This is a genomic window from Escherichia sp. MOD1-EC6819 (assembly GCF_002965765.1).
In the GTDB taxonomy this organism is placed as follows: Bacteria; Pseudomonadota; Gammaproteobacteria; order Enterobacterales; family Enterobacteriaceae; genus Escherichia; species Escherichia ruysiae.
Genome location: NZ_PTRG01000006.1, coordinates 280,442 through 297,537, shown reverse-complemented (window position 1 = coordinate 297,537; position 17,096 = coordinate 280,442). Strand labels below are relative to the sequence as shown.

At 50.3% G+C, this 17,096-nt stretch carries 20 protein-coding genes; 16 read left to right on the top strand and 4 right to left on the bottom strand.

Features of this window, described 5'->3' with window-relative positions:
- Positions 1–44 precede the first annotated feature (44 nt).
- The gene (gene trmN / locus A7Z06_RS11155; protein WP_010344389.1) at positions 45–782 is read left to right on the top strand and encodes a tRNA(1)(Val) (adenine(37)-N(6))-methyltransferase TrmN; all 738 of its coding nucleotides are present in this window, start codon (positions 45–47) and stop codon (positions 780–782) included.
- On the opposite strand, the gene nadB is transcribed toward trmN, so the two are convergent.
- Positions 767–2,389 carry an L-aspartate oxidase gene (gene nadB / locus A7Z06_RS11150; RefSeq protein ID WP_001020198.1) on the bottom strand — a complete coding sequence of 541 codons (1,623 nt, stop codon included), beginning with the start codon at positions 2,387–2,389 and terminating at the stop codon, positions 767–769. The genes trmN and nadB overlap by 16 nt on opposite strands.
- Positions 2,390–2,644: 255 nt before the next feature.
- On the opposite strand from nadB, the gene rseD reads away from it, so the two are divergent.
- The 13 genes from rseD (at position 2,645) to shoB (ending at position 12,714) form a co-directional block, all read left to right on the top strand.
- On the top strand, positions 2,645–2,800 hold the full coding sequence (gene rseD / locus A7Z06_RS21660) for a rpoE leader peptide RseD (protein ID WP_032147913.1): 156 nt from the start codon (positions 2,645–2,647) through the stop codon (positions 2,798–2,800).
- The gene (gene rpoE / locus A7Z06_RS11145; RefSeq protein ID WP_001295364.1) at positions 2,797–3,372 is read left to right on the top strand and encodes an RNA polymerase sigma factor RpoE; all 576 of its coding nucleotides are present in this window, start codon (positions 2,797–2,799) and stop codon (positions 3,370–3,372) included. The genes rseD and rpoE overlap by 4 nt, the downstream gene beginning before the upstream one ends.
- 32 nt (positions 3,373–3,404) lie before the next feature.
- Positions 3,405–4,055: an anti-sigma-E factor RseA gene (gene rseA / locus A7Z06_RS11140; RefSeq protein ID WP_001168442.1), complete on the top strand. Its 651-nt coding sequence runs from the start codon at positions 3,405–3,407 to the stop codon at positions 4,053–4,055.
- Positions 4,055–5,011, top strand: a complete 957-nt coding sequence (gene rseB, locus A7Z06_RS11135; protein ID WP_000812045.1) for a sigma-E factor regulatory protein RseB — start codon at positions 4,055–4,057, stop codon at positions 5,009–5,011. Before rseA ends, rseB begins: the two co-directional genes overlap by 1 nt.
- Positions 5,008–5,487 carry a SoxR-reducing system protein RseC gene (gene rseC / locus A7Z06_RS11130; protein WP_000589060.1) on the top strand — a complete coding sequence of 160 codons (480 nt, stop codon included), beginning with the start codon at positions 5,008–5,010 and terminating at the stop codon, positions 5,485–5,487. The genes rseB and rseC overlap by 4 nt, the downstream gene beginning before the upstream one ends.
- Positions 5,488–5,684: 197 nt before the next feature.
- Positions 5,685–7,484: a translation elongation factor 4 gene (lepA, locus tag A7Z06_RS11125; RefSeq protein WP_000790173.1), complete on the top strand. Its 1,800-nt coding sequence runs from the start codon at positions 5,685–5,687 to the stop codon at positions 7,482–7,484.
- Between the two features lie 15 nt (positions 7,485–7,499).
- The gene (gene lepB / locus A7Z06_RS11120) at positions 7,500–8,474 is read left to right on the top strand and encodes a signal peptidase I (RefSeq protein ID WP_000002532.1); all 975 of its coding nucleotides are present in this window, start codon (positions 7,500–7,502) and stop codon (positions 8,472–8,474) included.
- Positions 8,475–8,746: 272 nt separating this feature from the next.
- Positions 8,747–9,427, top strand: coding sequence for a ribonuclease III (gene rnc, locus A7Z06_RS11110; protein WP_001068343.1), 681 nt, complete (start codon positions 8,747–8,749; stop codon positions 9,425–9,427).
- Positions 9,424–10,329: a GTPase Era gene (gene era, locus A7Z06_RS11105; RefSeq protein WP_000020737.1), complete on the top strand. Its 906-nt coding sequence runs from the start codon at positions 9,424–9,426 to the stop codon at positions 10,327–10,329. Before rnc ends, era begins: the two co-directional genes overlap by 4 nt.
- 11 nt (positions 10,330–10,340) lie before the next feature.
- Positions 10,341–11,069, top strand: coding sequence for a DNA repair protein RecO (gene recO, locus A7Z06_RS11100; protein ID WP_000399406.1), 729 nt, complete (start codon positions 10,341–10,343; stop codon positions 11,067–11,069).
- A gap of 11 nt (positions 11,070–11,080) precedes the next feature.
- Positions 11,081–11,812, top strand: coding sequence for a pyridoxine 5'-phosphate synthase (gene pdxJ, locus A7Z06_RS11095; protein ID WP_001309669.1), 732 nt, complete (start codon positions 11,081–11,083; stop codon positions 11,810–11,812).
- On the top strand, positions 11,812–12,192 hold the full coding sequence (gene acpS, locus A7Z06_RS11090) for a holo-ACP synthase (RefSeq protein WP_000986026.1): 381 nt from the start codon (positions 11,812–11,814) through the stop codon (positions 12,190–12,192). The genes pdxJ and acpS overlap by 1 nt, the downstream gene beginning before the upstream one ends.
- Positions 12,193–12,633: 441 nt before the next feature.
- Positions 12,634–12,714: a type I toxin-antitoxin system toxin ShoB gene (gene shoB, locus A7Z06_RS11075; RefSeq protein ID WP_000128779.1), complete on the top strand. Its 81-nt coding sequence runs from the start codon at positions 12,634–12,636 to the stop codon at positions 12,712–12,714.
- A 193-nt stretch (positions 12,715–12,907) separates the two neighbouring features.
- Here the strand turns inward: shoB and yfhL are convergent, their stop codons facing one another.
- Positions 12,908–13,168 carry a 4Fe-4S dicluster ferredoxin YfhL gene (yfhL, locus tag A7Z06_RS11070; RefSeq protein WP_001196294.1) on the bottom strand — a complete coding sequence of 87 codons (261 nt, stop codon included), beginning with the start codon at positions 13,166–13,168 and terminating at the stop codon, positions 12,908–12,910.
- A 55-nt stretch (positions 13,169–13,223) separates the two neighbouring features.
- Positions 13,224–14,072, bottom strand: coding sequence for a MurR/RpiR family transcriptional regulator (locus A7Z06_RS11065; RefSeq protein WP_001013782.1), 849 nt, complete (start codon positions 14,070–14,072; stop codon positions 13,224–13,226).
- A 208-nt stretch (positions 14,073–14,280) separates the two neighbouring features.
- Between A7Z06_RS11065 and yfhb the strand changes: the two genes are divergently transcribed.
- Both yfhb and tadA read left to right on the top strand, forming a co-directional pair.
- Entirely contained in the window at positions 14,281–14,916 is a 636-nt protein-coding gene (gene yfhb / locus A7Z06_RS11060) for a phosphatidylglycerophosphatase C (protein ID WP_000190664.1), read from the top strand.
- 57 nt (positions 14,917–14,973) lie between these two features.
- Positions 14,974–15,477, top strand: a complete 504-nt coding sequence (gene tadA / locus A7Z06_RS11055; protein WP_024165055.1) for a tRNA adenosine(34) deaminase TadA — start codon at positions 14,974–14,976, stop codon at positions 15,475–15,477.
- On the opposite strand, the gene mltF is transcribed toward tadA, so the two are convergent.
- Positions 15,474–17,030 (bottom strand): membrane-bound lytic murein transglycosylase MltF, encoded by a 1,557-nt coding sequence (mltF, locus tag A7Z06_RS11050; RefSeq protein WP_000734183.1) that lies wholly within the window; start codon positions 17,028–17,030, stop codon positions 15,474–15,476. The genes tadA and mltF overlap by 4 nt on opposite strands.
- Positions 17,031–17,096 lie beyond the last annotated feature (66 nt).

The following is a 17,096-nucleotide window of genomic DNA, read 5'->3' as shown; positions in this document are numbered from 1 at the left end:
CTTACCCGGCGCTATCGCCGTTTTTCCAGCAAGGTTTTATTTTCATGTCACAGTCTACATCCGTGCTTCGTCGTAATGGATTTACTTTTAAACAGTTTTTTGTCGCACACGATCGCTGTGCAATGAAAGTGGGAACGGATGGAATTTTGCTGGGCGCATGGGCTCCTGTGGCTGGGGTAAAACGCTGCCTTGATATCGGCAGCGGTAGCGGCTTATTGGCTTTGATGCTGGCGCAGCGCACCGATGATGGCGTGATAATCGATGCGGTTGAAATTGAAAATGAAGCGGCTGCCCAGGCGCAGGAAAATATCGTGCACTCCCCGTGGGCAGAGCGGATTAACGTCCATACGGTGGATATTCAGCAGTGGATTACCCAGCAGTCTGCGCGTTTTGATTTAATTATCAGCAACCCGCCGTATTATCAGCAGGGAGTAGAGTGCGCAACACCACAGCGGGAGCAGGCGCGCTATACCACTACACTTGATCACCAGACGTTGCTCACTTGCGCGGCAGAATGCATTACCGAAGAGGGATTTTTCTGCGTGGTGCTGCCAGAACAGGTCGGTAATGGTTTTACTGAACTGGCGTTAAATATGGGCTGGCATTTACGTTTACGGACGGATGTGGCGGAAAACGAAGCGCGACTGCCGCATCGGGTGCTGCTGGCATTCTCCCCACAGGCGGGGGAGTGTTTTAGCGATCGCTTAGTGATTCGTGGGCCAGACCAGAACTATTCCGAAGCGTATACGGCGCTGACCCAGGCTTTTTATCTGTTTATGTAATGATTGCCGGGGGTGAGAATCGACGGACCGGAATGCGCGAGTAGCTCCGGGTAATCCAGCGTGTAATGCAAGCCCCGACTCTCTTTGCGCATTATCGCGCAGCGAACAATCAACTCGGCAACCTGCACCAGATTACGCAGCTCCAGCAAATTATTCGACACACGGAAGTGAGCATAATATTCATCTATCTCCTGCTGCAACATATTGATCCGCCGCAGGGCGCGCTCCAGGCGCTTTGTTGTGCGTACAATGCCCACGTAATCCCACATAAACAGGCGTAACTCATGCCAGTTATGTTGAATCACCACCAGTTCATCAGGATTCTCAACGCGGCTTTCATCCCACGGCGGTAACGTACTGACTCCGCGCACATAGGGCATACGCTTTGCAATATCTTCCGCTGCCGACCAGCCGTAGACCAGACACTCCAGCAATGAGTTAGAGGCCATTCGGTTAGCGCCATGTAATCCTGTATAGCTGACTTCACCAATGGCATACAGGCCATCAACGTCGGTACGCCCATAATCATCTACCATCACGCCACCGCAGGTGTAGTGCGCAGCGGGCACTATTGGGACAGGCTCTTTCGTGAGATCAATACCCAGTCCCAATAACTTTTCATAAATCATCGGGAAATGCTGACGAATAAAATCCGCAGGTTTATGGCTGATATCGAGGAACATACAATCCGCGCCGAGGCGCTTCATTTCGTGATCAATAGCACGAGCAACAATATCGCGCGGTGCCAGTTCGCCGCGATCATCAAAATCGGGCATAAATCGTGTACCGTCCGGGCGTTTCAAATAAGCGCCTTCGCCACGTAAAGCTTCCGTTAACAGGAAATTTCGAGCCTGTGGATGATACAGTGCGGTAGGGTGGAACTGATTAAATTCAAGATTAGCAACCCGGCAACCCGCGCGCCAGGCCATGGCAATACCATCGCCGGAGGATATATCAGGATTGGTGGTATACTGATAAACTTTCGATGCGCCTCCGGTTGCCAGCACTACCGCTTTTGCGTGCCAGGTTTCTACCGCTTCTTTATTGCGATTCCATACCCACGCGCCAACAACCCGCCGCGTACCCGGCAGACCAATTTTGTCAGAAATAATCAGATCGACTGCGTTGCTGCGTTCCAGCACGCGAATATTCGGATGGTTCTGCGCCTTGCTCACCAGCGTGGTTTCTACTTCTTTACCAGTGGCGTCGGCGGCATGAAGAATACGACGGTGACTATGTCCACCTTCACGGGTCAGATGGTAGCTCTCTTCGCCATTTGGCCGAACGTGGGTATCAAACAACACCCCCTGGTCGATCAACCATTGCACGCAGGAACGCGCATTGCTGGCAACAAATTCAACTGCATGGCGATCGCAAATTCCGGCACCAGCAATTAAGGTATCTTCCACATGGGAATCGATGCTGTCAGTTTCATCAAACACGGCGGCAATTCCGCCCTGGGCGTAAAACGTCGAGCCTTCTGTAACTTGACCTTTACTTAGAACGATGACTTGATGCTTATCCGCCAGACGTAGCGCCAGTGAAAGCCCGGCGGCACCGCTACCAATAATCAACACATCACAAGAATGTTCAGGGAAAATATTCATTTTGATTGTTTAATTTACTAAACACCGTTCGGTCAGCATAGCATCATGTTGTACAATTAAACATCTGTTATTTTGATGTTTGTTACAAGGGCTAAACATGTTGATTCAGGAAGACGGGAAAAAGAGAAGTTGCTCGTCGGCGGAGGATTAGGTGGTGAAATAAAAAGGCCGTTGGGTTACTCTTCAGGCAGTTAAATGGGCATTTCTACACAGATAATGCGTTATTCAGATTCTGTAGACTTATAATGATAGATAATGATCCGTCTACAGCATGACAAACAAAAACAGATGCGTTACGGAACTTTACAAAAACGAGACACTCTAACCCTTTGCTTGCTCAAATTGCAGCTAATGGAGTGGCGTTTCGATAGCGCGTGGAAATTTGGTTTGGGGAGATTTTACCTCGGATGAGCGAGCAGTTAACGGACCAGGTCCTGGTTGAGCGGGTCCAGAAGGGAGATCAGAAAGCCTTTAACTTACTGGTAGTGCGCTATCAGCATAAGGTGGCGAGTCTGGTTTCCCGCTATGTGCCGTCGGGTGATGTTCCCGATGTGGTACAAGAAGCTTTTATTAAAGCCTATCGTGCGCTGGATTCGTTCCGGGGAGATAGTGCTTTTTATACATGGCTGTATCGGATTGCTGTTAATACGGCAAAAAATTACCTGGTTGCTCAGGGGCGTCGTCCACCTTCCAGTGATGTGGATGCCATTGAAGCTGAAAACTTCGAAAGTGGCGGCGCGCTGAAAGAAATTTCGAACCCTGAGAACTTAATGTTGTCAGAAGAACTGAGACAGATAGTTTTCCGAACTATTGAGTCCCTCCCGGAAGATTTACGCATGGCAATAACCTTGCGGGAGCTGGATGGCCTGAGCTATGAAGAGATAGCCGCTATCATGGATTGTCCGGTGGGTACGGTGCGTTCACGTATCTTCCGTGCGAGGGAAGCTATTGATAATAAAGTTCAACCGCTTATCAGGCGTTGACGATAGCGGGATACTGGATAAGGGTATTAGGCATGCAGAAAGAACAACTTTCCGCTTTAATGGATGGCGAAACGCTGGATAGTGAGCTGTTTAACGAACTGGCTCACAACCCGGAAATGCAGAAAACCTGGGAAAACTATCACTTAATCCGTGACTCTATGCGGGGTGATACTCCCGAGGTACTTCATTTCGATATCTCTTCCCGCGTGATGGCTGCCATTGAAGAAGAGCCAGTACGTCAACCGACGACATTGATCCCAGAGGCTCAGCCTGCACCGCATCAATGGCAGAAAATGCCATTCTGGCAGAAAGTCCGTCCGTGGGCGGCACAGCTTACCCAAATGGGCGTAGCGGCGTGTGTATCGCTTGCAGTTATCGTTGGCGTCCAGCACTATAATGGACAATCTGAAACGTCCCAGCAGCCCGAAACTCCGGTATTTAATACTCTGCCGATGATGGGTAAAGCCAGTCCGGTAAGTCTGGGAGTGCCTTCTGAAGCGACTACGAACAATGGTCAACAGCAGCAGGTACAGGAGCAGCGTCGTCGCATTAATGCCATGTTGCAGGATTACGAACTGCAACGTCGACTCCACTCCGAACAGCTTCAGTTTGAGCAGGCCCAGACACAGCAAGCCGCTGTACAGGTGCCAGGAATTCAAACTTTAGGAACGCAATCGCAGTAATGAAGCAACTTTGGTTTGCCATGTCATTAGTGACAGGTAGCCTGTTATTCTCTGCTAACGCCTCGGCCACCCCTGCGTCCGGGGCGTTATTACAGCAGATGAACCTGGCTAGCCAGTCACTGAATTACGAGCTGTCATTCATCAGCATCAATAAACAAGGTGTTGAGTCTCTGCGTTATCGACATGCACGCCTCGATAACCGTCCTCTTGCACAGTTGTTGCAAATGGATGGCCCGCGCCGGGAAGTGGTACAGCGCGGCAATGAAATCAGCTATTTTGAACCGGGTCTTGAACCGTTCACACTTAATGGCGATTACATTGTTGATTCTCTGCCATCGCTCATCTATACCGATTTCAAACGTCTTTCTCCTTACTACGACTTTATCTCCGTGGGGCGTACGCGTATTGCCGACCGCCTATGTGAGGTAATCCGCGTAGTAGCTCGTGATGGCACACGCTACAGCTACATCGTATGGATGGACACCGAATCGAAATTACCGATGCGGGTAGATCTCCTTGATCGCGATGGTGAAACGCTGGAACAATTCCGTGTGATTGCTTTCAACGTCAATCAGGATATCAGCAGCAGTATGCAGACGCTGGCGAAAGCGAACTTGCCACCGCTGCTTTCTGTACCTGTGGGTGAAAAAGCCAAATTTAACTGGACTCCAACCTGGTTGCCGCAGGGCTTTAGTGAAGTCTCCAGCAGTCGGCGTCCGTTACCGACGATGGACAACATGCCTATCGAATCACGTCTCTATTCCGACGGATTATTCAGCTTCTCGGTAAACGTTAACCGCGCTACGCCATCGAGCACCGATCAGATGTTGCGCACCGGACGCAGAACCGTCAGTACCAGCGTACGCGATAACGCCGAAATCACCATTGTTGGTGAACTGCCACCGCAAACGGCGAAGCGCATTGCCGAGAATATTAAGTTTGGGGCAGGGCAATGATTAAAGAGTGGGCCACTGTTGTCTCCTGGAAAAACGGGCAGGCGCTGGTCAGTTGTGATGTCAAAGCCTCATGTAGCAGCTGTGCTTCCCGTGCTGGTTGCGGTAGCCGCGTGTTAAATAAACTTGGCCCGCAAACCACGCATACCATCGTCGTACCCTGTGATGAACCGTTAGTGCCGGGGCAAAAAGTGGAATTAGGAATCGCCGAAGGCAGCCTGCTCAGCTCCGCATTACTGGTTTATATGTCGCCGTTGGTGGGATTATTCTTCATCGCTTCGTTATTTCAGCTACTCTTTGCTTCAGATATTGCAGCATTATGTGGTGCGATTCTCGGCGGCGTTGGCGGATTCCTCATTGCGCGTGGATTCTCACGTAAGTTTGCTGCCCGGGCAGAGTGGCAACCTGTCATTTTAAGTGTGGCATTGCCGCCTGGCCTTGTGCGATTTGAAACATCTTCGGAAGACGCGAGCCAGTGATTTCACTGGCTTTGTTGTATTTTGCATAACAAATGCGAGGACGTTTCCAGATACCACAATCCATACGGTATGAACATTTCCTCGCCTCAATGTTGTAGTGTAGAATGCGGCGTTTCTATTAATACAGACGTTAAGCTCAGAACAGCGACTTCTAAAAGCCTGGTTAACCGGGCATTAAGGCACAATAATCATACTTTATGAAGAATATACGTAACTTTTCGATCATAGCTCACATTGACCACGGTAAATCGACGCTGTCTGACCGTATTATCCAGATCTGCGGTGGCCTGTCTGACCGTGAAATGGAGGCACAGGTTCTCGATTCCATGGATCTTGAGCGTGAGCGTGGCATAACTATCAAAGCGCAGAGCGTGACGCTGGACTATAAAGCGTCCGATGGCGAAACCTATCAACTTAACTTTATCGACACCCCGGGTCATGTGGACTTCTCTTATGAAGTATCGCGTTCGCTGGCCGCTTGTGAAGGTGCATTGCTGGTGGTTGACGCCGGGCAGGGCGTAGAAGCGCAAACCCTGGCAAACTGCTACACCGCAATGGAAATGGATCTTGAAGTGGTGCCGGTACTGAATAAGATTGACTTACCGGCAGCCGATCCGGAACGCGTGGCGGAAGAAATTGAAGATATCGTTGGTATCGACGCCACCGACGCAGTGCGTTGCTCGGCGAAAACCGGCGTTGGTGTGCAGGACGTTCTTGAACGTCTGGTGCGCGACATCCCACCGCCGGAAGGCGATCCGGAAGGCCCGTTGCAGGCTCTGATTATCGACTCCTGGTTCGACAACTACCTGGGCGTTGTCTCACTTATCCGTATTAAAAACGGCACCCTGCGTAAGGGCGACAAAGTGAAAGTCATGAGTACCGGGCAGACTTATAACGCCGACCGTCTGGGTATTTTCACGCCGAAGCAAGTTGACCGTACAGAACTGAAATGTGGCGAAGTAGGCTGGTTGGTATGTGCGATTAAAGATATCCACGGCGCACCAGTCGGTGACACCTTAACGCTGGCGCGTAATCCGGCAGAAAAGGCGCTGCCAGGATTTAAAAAAGTCAAACCGCAGGTTTACGCCGGTCTGTTTCCGGTAAGTTCTGACGACTATGAAGCCTTCCGCGATGCGCTGGGCAAACTTAGCCTGAACGATGCCTCATTGTTCTATGAGCCAGAAAGCTCCACGGCGCTGGGCTTTGGTTTCCGCTGCGGCTTCCTCGGCCTGCTGCACATGGAGATCATTCAGGAACGTCTGGAACGCGAGTACGACCTTGACCTGATTACTACCGCTCCGACAGTAGTGTATGAAGTAGAAACTACGGCGAAAGAAGTTATCTACGTCGACAGCCCATCCAAGCTGCCAGCGGTGAATAACATCTATGAATTGCGCGAACCGATAGCAGAGTGTCACATGCTGCTGCCGCAGGCGTATCTTGGTAACGTCATTACGCTATGCGTAGAAAAACGCGGCGTACAGACCAACATGGTTTATCACGGTAACCAGGTGGCACTGACGTATGAGATCCCTATGGCGGAAGTGGTACTCGACTTCTTCGATCGCCTGAAATCTACCTCGCGTGGTTATGCGTCTTTGGATTACAACTTCAAACGCTTCCAGGCATCCGACATGGTACGTGTAGACGTATTAATCAACGGTGAACGTGTTGATGCGCTGGCGTTGATCACCCACCGTGATAATTCGCAAAACCGTGGTCGCGAGCTGGTGGAGAAGATGAAAGATCTGATCCCCCGCCAGCAGTTTGATATCGCCATTCAGGCTGCGATTGGAACGCACATCATTGCGCGTTCCACCGTGAAACAGCTGCGTAAAAACGTACTGGCTAAATGTTATGGCGGCGATATCAGCCGTAAGAAAAAGCTGCTGCAGAAGCAGAAAGAAGGTAAGAAACGCATGAAGCAGATCGGTAACGTCGAACTGCCGCAGGAAGCGTTCCTCGCCATTCTGCACGTCGGCAAAGACAACAAATAACCATTAGGAGTTGGCATGGCGAATATGTTTGCCCTGATTCTGGTGATTGCCACACTGGTGACGGGCATTTTGTGGTGCGTGGATAAATTCTTTTTCGCACCTAAACGGCGGGAACGTCAGGCAGCAGCGCAAGCAGCTGCCGGGGACTCACTGGATAAAGCAACGCTGAAAAAAGTTGCGCCGAAGCCAGGTTGGCTCGAAACCGGCGCTTCTGTATTTCCGGTGCTGGCTATCGTATTGATTGTGCGTTCGTTTATTTATGAACCGTTCCAGATCCCGTCAGGTTCGATGATGCCGACTCTGTTAATCGGTGACTTTATTCTGGTAGAGAAGTTTGCTTACGGCATTAAAGATCCTATCTACCAGAAAACGCTGATCGAAACCGGTCATCCGAAACGTGGCGATATCGTGGTCTTTAAATACCCGGAAGATCCAAAGCTTGATTACATCAAGCGTGCGGTGGGTTTACCGGGCGATAAAGTCACTTACGATCCGGTTGCGAAAGAGGTGACTATTCAACCGGGATGCAGTTCCGGTCAGGCGTGTGAAAACGCGCTGCCGGTCACCTACTCAAACGTGGAACCGAGCGATTTCGTTCAGACCTTCTCGCGTCGTAACGGCGGGGAAGCAACCAGCGGATTCTTTGAGGTGCCGAAAAACGAAACCAAAGAAAATGGAATTCGTCTTTCTGAACGTAAAGAGACACTGGGCGATGTAACGCATCGTATCCTGACCGTGCCGATTGCGCAGGATCAGGTGGGGATGTATTACCAGCAGCCAGGACAACAACTGGCAACCTGGATTGTTCCGCCGGGCCAATACTTCATGATGGGTGACAACCGCGACAACAGCGCGGACAGCCGTTACTGGGGCTTTGTGCCGGAAGCGAATCTGGTCGGTCGGGCAACGGCTATCTGGATGAGTTTCGATAAGCAAGAAGGCGAATGGCCGACTGGTGTGCGCTTAAGTCGTATTGGCGGCATCCATTAATAGCTTATCTTCGTTCACGTTGTCGCCGTTATGGCGACAACGTGAATTATTTATGAGATAAATCTCCCGTGACTAACGACATCCCCCGTCGTTGTGTATAGAATATTCCCCCGAAGTTTAAGGTTGGCACCTCCAGGTCGCCACGGCACACGAAACAGCGTTGGTCCCCATATACAGGTCAACTGAAACTGCTGCAAAGCTGTTAGCAGAACCCTGCATATCAGGTCTGTTTCGTGTGCTGAATTGTTGACGCATTTATTTATTGGTATCGCATGAACCCCATCGTAATTAATCGGCTTCAACGGAAGCTGGGCTACACTTTTAATCATCAGGAGCTGTTGCAGCAGGCATTAACCCATCGTAGTGCCAGCAGCAAACATAACGAGCGTTTAGAATTTTTAGGCGACTCTATTTTGAGCTACGTTATCGCCAATGCGCTGTATCACCGTTTCCCTCGTGTGGATGAAGGCGATATGAGCCGGATGCGCGCCACGCTGGTTCGTGGCAATACGCTGGCTGAACTGGCACGCGAATTTGAGTTAGGCGAGTGCTTACGTTTAGGGCCGGGTGAACTTAAAAGCGGTGGATTTCGTCGCGAGTCGATTCTTGCTGACACCGTCGAAGCATTAATTGGCGGCGTATTCCTCGACAGCGATATTCAGACCGTCGAGAAATTAATCCTTAACTGGTATCAAACCCGTCTGGACGAAATTAGCCCAGGCGATAAACAAAAAGATCCGAAAACGCGCTTGCAAGAATATTTGCAGGGGCGCCATCTGCCTCTGCCAACTTATCTGGTAGTTCAGGTACGTGGCGAAGCGCACGATCAGGAATTTACTATCCACTGCCAGGTTAGCGGCCTGAGCGAACCGGTGGTTGGCACAGGTTCAAGCCGTCGTAAGGCTGAACAGGCTGCCGCCGAACAGGCGTTGAAAAAACTGGAGCTGGAATGAGCATCGATAAAAGTTACTGCGGATTTATTGCTATCGTCGGACGTCCGAACGTTGGCAAATCCACATTGCTGAACAAACTGTTGGGGCAGAAAATCTCCATCACTTCCCGCAAAGCGCAGACAACCCGTCACCGCATTGTGGGTATCCATACTGAAGGCGCGTATCAGGCGATCTACGTCGATACTCCGGGTCTGCATATGGAAGAAAAACGCGCCATTAACCGCCTGATGAACAAAGCGGCGAGCAGCTCCATTGGCGACGTTGAGCTGGTGATTTTTGTCGTTGAAGGCACCCGCTGGACGCCGGACGATGAAATGGTGCTCAATAAGCTGCGTGACGGTAAAGCGCCGGTGATCCTCGCGGTGAACAAAGTGGACAACGTGCAGGAGAAAGCCGATCTGCTGCCGCATCTGCAGTTCCTGGCAAGCCAGATGAATTTTCTCGATATCGTACCGATCTCTGCCGAAACCGGGCTGAATGTCGACACTATCGCAGCAATCGTGCGTAAGCATCTGCCTGAAGCGACCCATCACTTCCCGGAAGATTACATCACCGATCGCTCGCAGCGATTTATGGCGTCTGAAATCATCCGTGAAAAACTGATGCGTTTCCTCGGTGCTGAACTGCCGTACTCCGTGACCGTGGAGATCGAACGTTTCGTCTCTAACGAACGCGGCGGTTATGACATCAATGGTTTGATTCTCGTTGAGCGTGAAGGGCAGAAGAAGATGGTGATTGGCAACAAAGGGGCCAAGATCAAAACCATCGGGATTGAAGCGCGTAAAGACATGCAGGAAATGTTCGAAGCGCCTGTCCACCTTGAGCTGTGGGTGAAAGTGAAATCCGGCTGGGCCGATGACGAACGTGCGCTGCGTAGTCTCGGTTACGTTGACGATCTCTAAGAGTTACTCCGATGGAAGGCTGGCAGCGCGCATTTGTCCTGCATAGTCGCCCGTGGAGCGAAACCAGCCTGATGCTGGACGTCTTCACGGAGGAATCGGGACGCGTGCGTCTGGTTGCTAAAGGCGCACGTTCAAAACGTTCTACCCTGAAAGGCGCATTGCAGCCTTTCACGCCTCTCTTGCTACGCTTCGGTGGGCGCGGTGAAGTCAAAACTCTGCGCAGTGCCGAAGCTGTCTCACTGGCGCTGCCATTAAGTGGTGTTACGCTTTACAGCGGTCTGTACATCAACGAACTTCTCTCCCGCGTGCTGGAATACGAGACCCGCTTCTCGGAACTCTTTTTTGATTACTTGCACTGCATTCAGTCTCTGGCAGGTGCCACTGGTACGCCAGAACCGGCGTTGCGTCGCTTTGAGCTGGCGTTGTTGGGGCATCTGGGTTATGGCGTCAACTTTACCCATTGTGCGGGTAGCGGTGAGCCGGTAGATGACACCATGACGTATCGTTATCGCGAAGAAAAAGGATTTATCGCCAGCGTAGTTATCGACAATAAAACTTTCACCGGGAGACAGTTGAAAGCGTTATACGAGCGGGAGTTTCCTGACGCCGACACATTGCGTGCCGCGAAACGCTTTACCCGCATGGCGCTTAAGCCTTATCTTGGCGGTAAACCTTTAAAAAGCAGGGAACTGTTCCGGCAGTTTATGCCTAAGCGAACAGTGAAAACACATAATGACTGATGAGGATTGTCATGGCTGAATTACTGTTAGGCGTCAACATTGACCATATTGCAACGCTGCGTAACGCGCGCGGTACTGCTTACCCGGATCCGGTGCAGGCGGCGTTTATTGCCGAGCAGGCGGGAGCAGACGGCATTACCGTGCATTTACGTGAAGATCGCCGCCACATTACTGACCGCGATGTGCGCATCCTGCGTCAGACGCTGGATACCCGCATGAATCTGGAGATGGCGGTGACCGAAGAGATGCTGGCGATCGCCGTTGAGACGAAGCCACATTTTTGCTGCCTGGTACCGGAAAAGCGTCAGGAAGTAACAACCGAAGGCGGCCTGGACGTCGCAGGGCAGCGTGACAAAATGCGCGATGCCTGCAAGCGTCTGGCGGAGGCCGGGATTCAGGTCTCACTGTTTATCGACGCCGATGAAGAGCAGATCAAAGCTGCGGCAGAGGTTGGCGCACCGTTTATCGAGATCCACACCGGTTGCTATGCTGATGCCAAAACTGACGCCGAACAGGCGCAAGAGCTGGCGCGTATCGCCAAAGCCGCGACCTTTGCCGCAAGTCTCGGTCTGAAAGTTAACGCCGGACACGGTCTGACCTATCACAACGTGAAAGCCATTGCCGCCATCCCTGAGATGCATGAACTGAATATCGGTCATGCCATTATTGGTCGTGCAGTGATGACCGGACTGAAAGATGCGGTGGCAGAAATGAAGCGTCTGATGCTGGAAGCGCGTGGCTAATGGCAATATTAGGTTTAGGCACGGATATCGTGGAGATCGCCCGTATTGAAGCGGTGATCGCCCGATCCGGCGATCGCCTGGCACGACGCGTATTAAGCGATAATGAATGGGAGATCTGGAAAACGCACCATCAGCCGGTGCGTTTTCTGGCGAAGCGTTTTGCCGTGAAAGAAGCGGCGGCAAAAGCGTTTGGTACAGGGATCCGCAATGGCCTGGCATTTAATCAGTTTGAAGTGTTCAACGATGAACTCGGCAAGCCACGGTTGCGGTTGTGGGGCGAGGCGTTAAAATTGGCAGAAAAGCTGGGTGTCGCACATATGCATGTGACGCTGGCAGATGAACGCCACTATGCTTGCGCCACGGTAATAATTGAAAGTTAAAACTCTTTCTCGAACACCTAAATAATACCGTTCTTTTAAAAAGTAAAACCCCCGAACTGGTAAGGAACGGGGGTTTTACTTTTTAACTTAAATAATATTGTGCAGCACGCACCCTCAACGAGAGTGATTATGGATCAGGGGGGTTATCTTTTACAAGCAACTTGCAATCTTTAGCATAAAAACTCGAGCCTTGACGAAGAATTCGATAGTGATGGAAAGATTAACGTGACTGCTAATTCATAAGCACTTTAAAATTGGCTTCGTTATTGGAGATTTTGCTGTGCTTTACACCATATCACTGAATTCCCCCATTGAAACGAGTGGTGTCGTCAAAGCTCTGGTGCGGAGTGCAGCATGTACCCTCAATAACTCGCACGTTCAGTTTTGGGGAGATGTAAGGGCTAATCTGAACGGCTGCATTCCTTGTTTAAGGAAAAACGAATGACTGATTGTCGATACCTTATTAAACGGGTAATTAAAGTCGTCATTGCTGTTTTACAGCTGATCCTTCTGTTCTTATAACATCAGGAAACGTACTTAAGGCGCGTCGGCTTAACCAGTCTGACGCGCCTTTAATAATGATAATTAAGTGTCTGCGCAGATATTATAGAAATTCATTCAACGAATGTTTTTATTAATGACATCATGAAAATAAATATAATAATTTCGTTTTTACACGAGTGAATAAGTAATATCCTGCTCCAGAGGCAAAATACTAAATCTTATCCGCATGATGCATCAGCACAAATTTGTCCCACAACTGTTCTTCTGTTTCAACATGCGCCGGATCTTTCACAATAGTATTGGGGATCGGGCACACTTTCTGGCAGGTTGGCGTCTCGTAGTGACCTACGCATTCGGTACACTTATCGCTGTTAATCTCGTAGATATGTTCACCCATCGAAATCGCCTCATTCGGGCATTCGGGTTCACACATATCACAATTGATGCATTTTTTAGTGATTAACAGCGCCATAAGGAAACTCTCAAAACAACACAAACCGGGCGGGCATTATACGCGCATTCTTTACTCAAACCAGTTTTTTCACCAGCGCCTCACTATGACGAATACGTTCAGGTGCCAGTTCCAGATCCTGCTGGATCAGCGCAATGAACAGCAAATCCGTTAACATTCCCTGAGCATGACATGCGGAGATCGAAGCACTGTTTGTCGCTTGTTCTTCGGCAATGGTATACAGGCAATGAGAAGCGCGCTGTTGCAGGGCATTGGGGGTAAAACCGGTGATTGCCAGCACTTTTCCACCCACTCGTAGCATTTCATCTGCTGCCAGGTTTAACTCGCGCCGTACACCTGTGTATGAGATGGCTAATAACAAATCGTCCGGTGACGAAGCTTGTACTGTAGCAAGCAACGCGTGCATATCACGCTCAGCGGCAGCATTAAAACCAATCTTCATCAGCTTCCAGGCAAAATTCTGCGCCACCAGACCGGAAGCGCCGATACCAGTCAGAATAACCCGTCGCGCAGAACGAAGCATCGACACGCATTCATGTAGCTTCTCCTCACTATTGACGTTCAGTGTTGCGTACATGGCAGCCGTGTTTTCTTTAATCAGTTTTTCGCCAACCAGTCGTAACGGATCATTACCGCGAATTTGGTTATGAATGGGTACGGAAGGTGATTCCGGTTGGCTTGCCAGAGCTTCGCTTAACGCCAATTTAAGTGCCGGAAAACCTTTATAGCCAAGTTTTTGCGCGAACTTCACTACGCTTGACTGACTGACTCCGGCTTCGTTGGCCAGTTGTTGGGAACTAAGGTGGCGGGCAGTGTCCGGTTGTAGCAGGAGATAATCCGCCAGCTTTTTATCACTCTGGGCAAGCCCCTGGTAACGCTGACGGATACGAAGTAGGCCGTTCATATCTTTCCTCGCGATGAATTAATGGCGACAACAGGCAATATGAGACACAAGCGAGAGAATATTATATTCCATCAAAGTTAATTGCCATGAATTAAAAATTCCAGTCAACCATTATGCGATAGATTGTTGCCGGAAAAGTGATGATCTATCTGTTAGGCTATCTGGTAGTGAAAATTAATCAGGATGTATCAGTCCAGAGGGGTGTGGTTTGGCAACTCACGAGCGTCGTGTGGTGTTTTTTGACTTAGATGGAACATTGCATCAACAGGATATGTTTGGCAGTTTTCTGCGCTACTTACTGCGCCGACAGCCGCTGAATGCGTTACTTGTTCTGCCGCTGTTGCCGGTCATTGTCATTGCATTATTAATCAAGGGGCGAGCGGCACGTTGGCCGATGAGTCTGCTGCTATGGGGTTGTACCTTTGGTCATAGCGAAGCACGTTTACAGGCGTTACAAGCCAATTTCGTGCATTGGTTTCGCGACAATGTCACTGCTTTCCCGCTAGTGCAGGAACGTCTGACCAGCTATCTGCTAAGCTCCGATGCTGATATTTGGTTGATTACCGGTTCCCCTCAGGCTTTGGTCGAAGCGGTTTATTTCGATACGCCGTGGCTGCCACGCGTTAATCTTATCGCCAGTCAGATCCAGCGCGGCTATGGTGGCTGGGTGCTGACCATGCGCTGTCTCGGTTATGAAAAAGTCGCGCAACTGGAACGCAAAATCGGCACACCGCTGCGGCTGTACAGTGGCTATAGCGACAGTAATCAGGACAATCCGCTACTCTATTTTTGTCAGCATCGCTGGCGGGTAACGCCTCGCGGTGAACTCCAGCAACTGGAATAGAGTAAAGCATAGCGTCCGTGTATAATGCGCCGCGCTTTTATAACCGGAGTTTTCTTTTTGTCTGAAGTCGAATTTAGCCACGAATACTGGATGCGTCATGCGCTGACGCTGGCGAAACGTGCCTGGGACGAGCGAGAAGTGCCGGTCGGCGCGGTATTAGTGCATAACAATCGCGTAATCGGCGAAGGATGGAATCGTCCGATTGGCCGTCATGATCCTACTGCACATGCAGAAATCATGGCGCTGCGGCAAGGAGGGCTGGTGTTGCAGAATTATCGCCTGATCGACGCCACGTTGTATGTCACGCTGGAGCCATGCGTGATGTGCGCCGGAGCGATGATTCACAGCCGCATTGGTCGCGTAGTCTTTGGCGCTCGTGATGCGAAAACTGGTGCCGCCGGATCATTAATGGATGTGCTGCACCATCCTGGTATGAATCATCGAGTGGAAATTACGGAAGGAATACTGGCAGATGAGTGCGCGGCGCTACTCAGCGATTTTTTCCGAATGCGCCGCCAGGAAATCAAAGCGCAGAAAAAAGCGCAACCTGCTACAGATTAATTTCGTTTCTCTTCACTTCCCTTCCTGGAAAACAGTAGAGAAGGGGAGTGCGTCAGATAATTAGATGACGACTGCGAAAGAAACGAGAGAAAGGGAAATTTTCCCTTTCCTAATTCAGCAGGTGATACCGCCGGATAATCCTGCGCCAGTTGCATCGCCGCTTCTGTAGCCTGCTTCTCTTTCTCTTGCAGATAACCCACCAGGCTAATCTGATACTTACGAATATTTTCGACATAAGCATAGGCTTCATGCCCACGCGCGTAGCCGTAAGTCAGCTTGCTGTAATAGGGTTTCTGGCTAAGTAAAGGCAGACGCTGTTTGACATCGGCCCAACTGTCAGGATTGCCTTTGGTTTTTGCCGTCAGGGTGCGGGCGTCCAGCATATGCGCATAGCCCATATTATAGGCGGCGAGCGCAAACCAGATCCGCTCATTTTCTGGCACGCTCTCTGGCACTTTACTCATCATATTCTGTAAGTAACGCGCGCCACCGCTGATGCTTTGTTCGGCATCAGTGCGGTCGGTAATGCCCAGGCTTTGCGCGGTATTTTTGGTTAACATCATCATGCCGCGTACACCGGTCGGCGAAGTGGCCTGTGCATCCCAGTGCGATTCCTGATAAGCAATCGCGGCCAGCAAACGCCAGTCAATTTCTTCGGCGTATTTCTCAAACAGCGGCTTTAACTGCGGCAGTACTGCATCAACGGCGCGTAAAAATGTGCGCGTATCAACGTAATCAAAATCATCGCCATGTCCGAGATATTTCTCTTCAATACGCGCCAGTGTGCCGTCCTCATTCATTTCATTGAAGAAGTCGAGCAGAGCCGCAGAAAGCGTATTATCGTTATCTAATTGACTAAACCAGGTTACCGGTTGTTCATCGGTGATATCCAGTGCCACAGCAAGTTCCGGGTGAACGCGCTGAAACAGGCTGATAGCGACAGAATCGGCAATGGTGTAATCCAGCTTACCTTCGATAACATCTTCCATTAACTCCACAGAACCTTTTCTGTCGTCCACTTTCCAGCTTAATTCCGGGAACTTAGTCTCTTTCAGTTTTTGCAGATCGTTAATGACAACATGCCCGGGAGCGACGGACAACTGTTCCGCCGTCAGATTGCCCAGCGTCCGTGGTCGATACTGACCTACTTTATAGACCAGTTGTTGTGAAACGGAATAATAGGTTGGGCCAGGCTGATAATTTTTAACCCTTTCGCTGTTATAGACCAGTCCCGCCGCCAGCAGATCGGCATCACCGTTATCGAGATCGTCAAACAACTGGCTGATGTTCTGCCGTACGGTGACTTTCAGTTTTACGCCGAGGTAATCGGCAAACTGTTTTGCCAGTTCGTAATCCAGGCCAAAAGGTTTACCGTTGATTTCGTTATATGTCAGGGGAGTATGAATGGTGCTCACGCGCAACTCTCCCCGCGCTTGAATGGCGGCGATACGATTGTCGGCTTTACCAAACCAGGGAATGGATGGCCAGAGAGCGACCGCGAGAAGCAGTGCCAGAATGCCGATGAACAGATAATTAATCTTTAATTTTTTCAATTAGTTAATTCTCTGTGTCGTGCGCGTCCCAGCCTGAAAGATCGTAATGCTATTGAAAGGTTTACT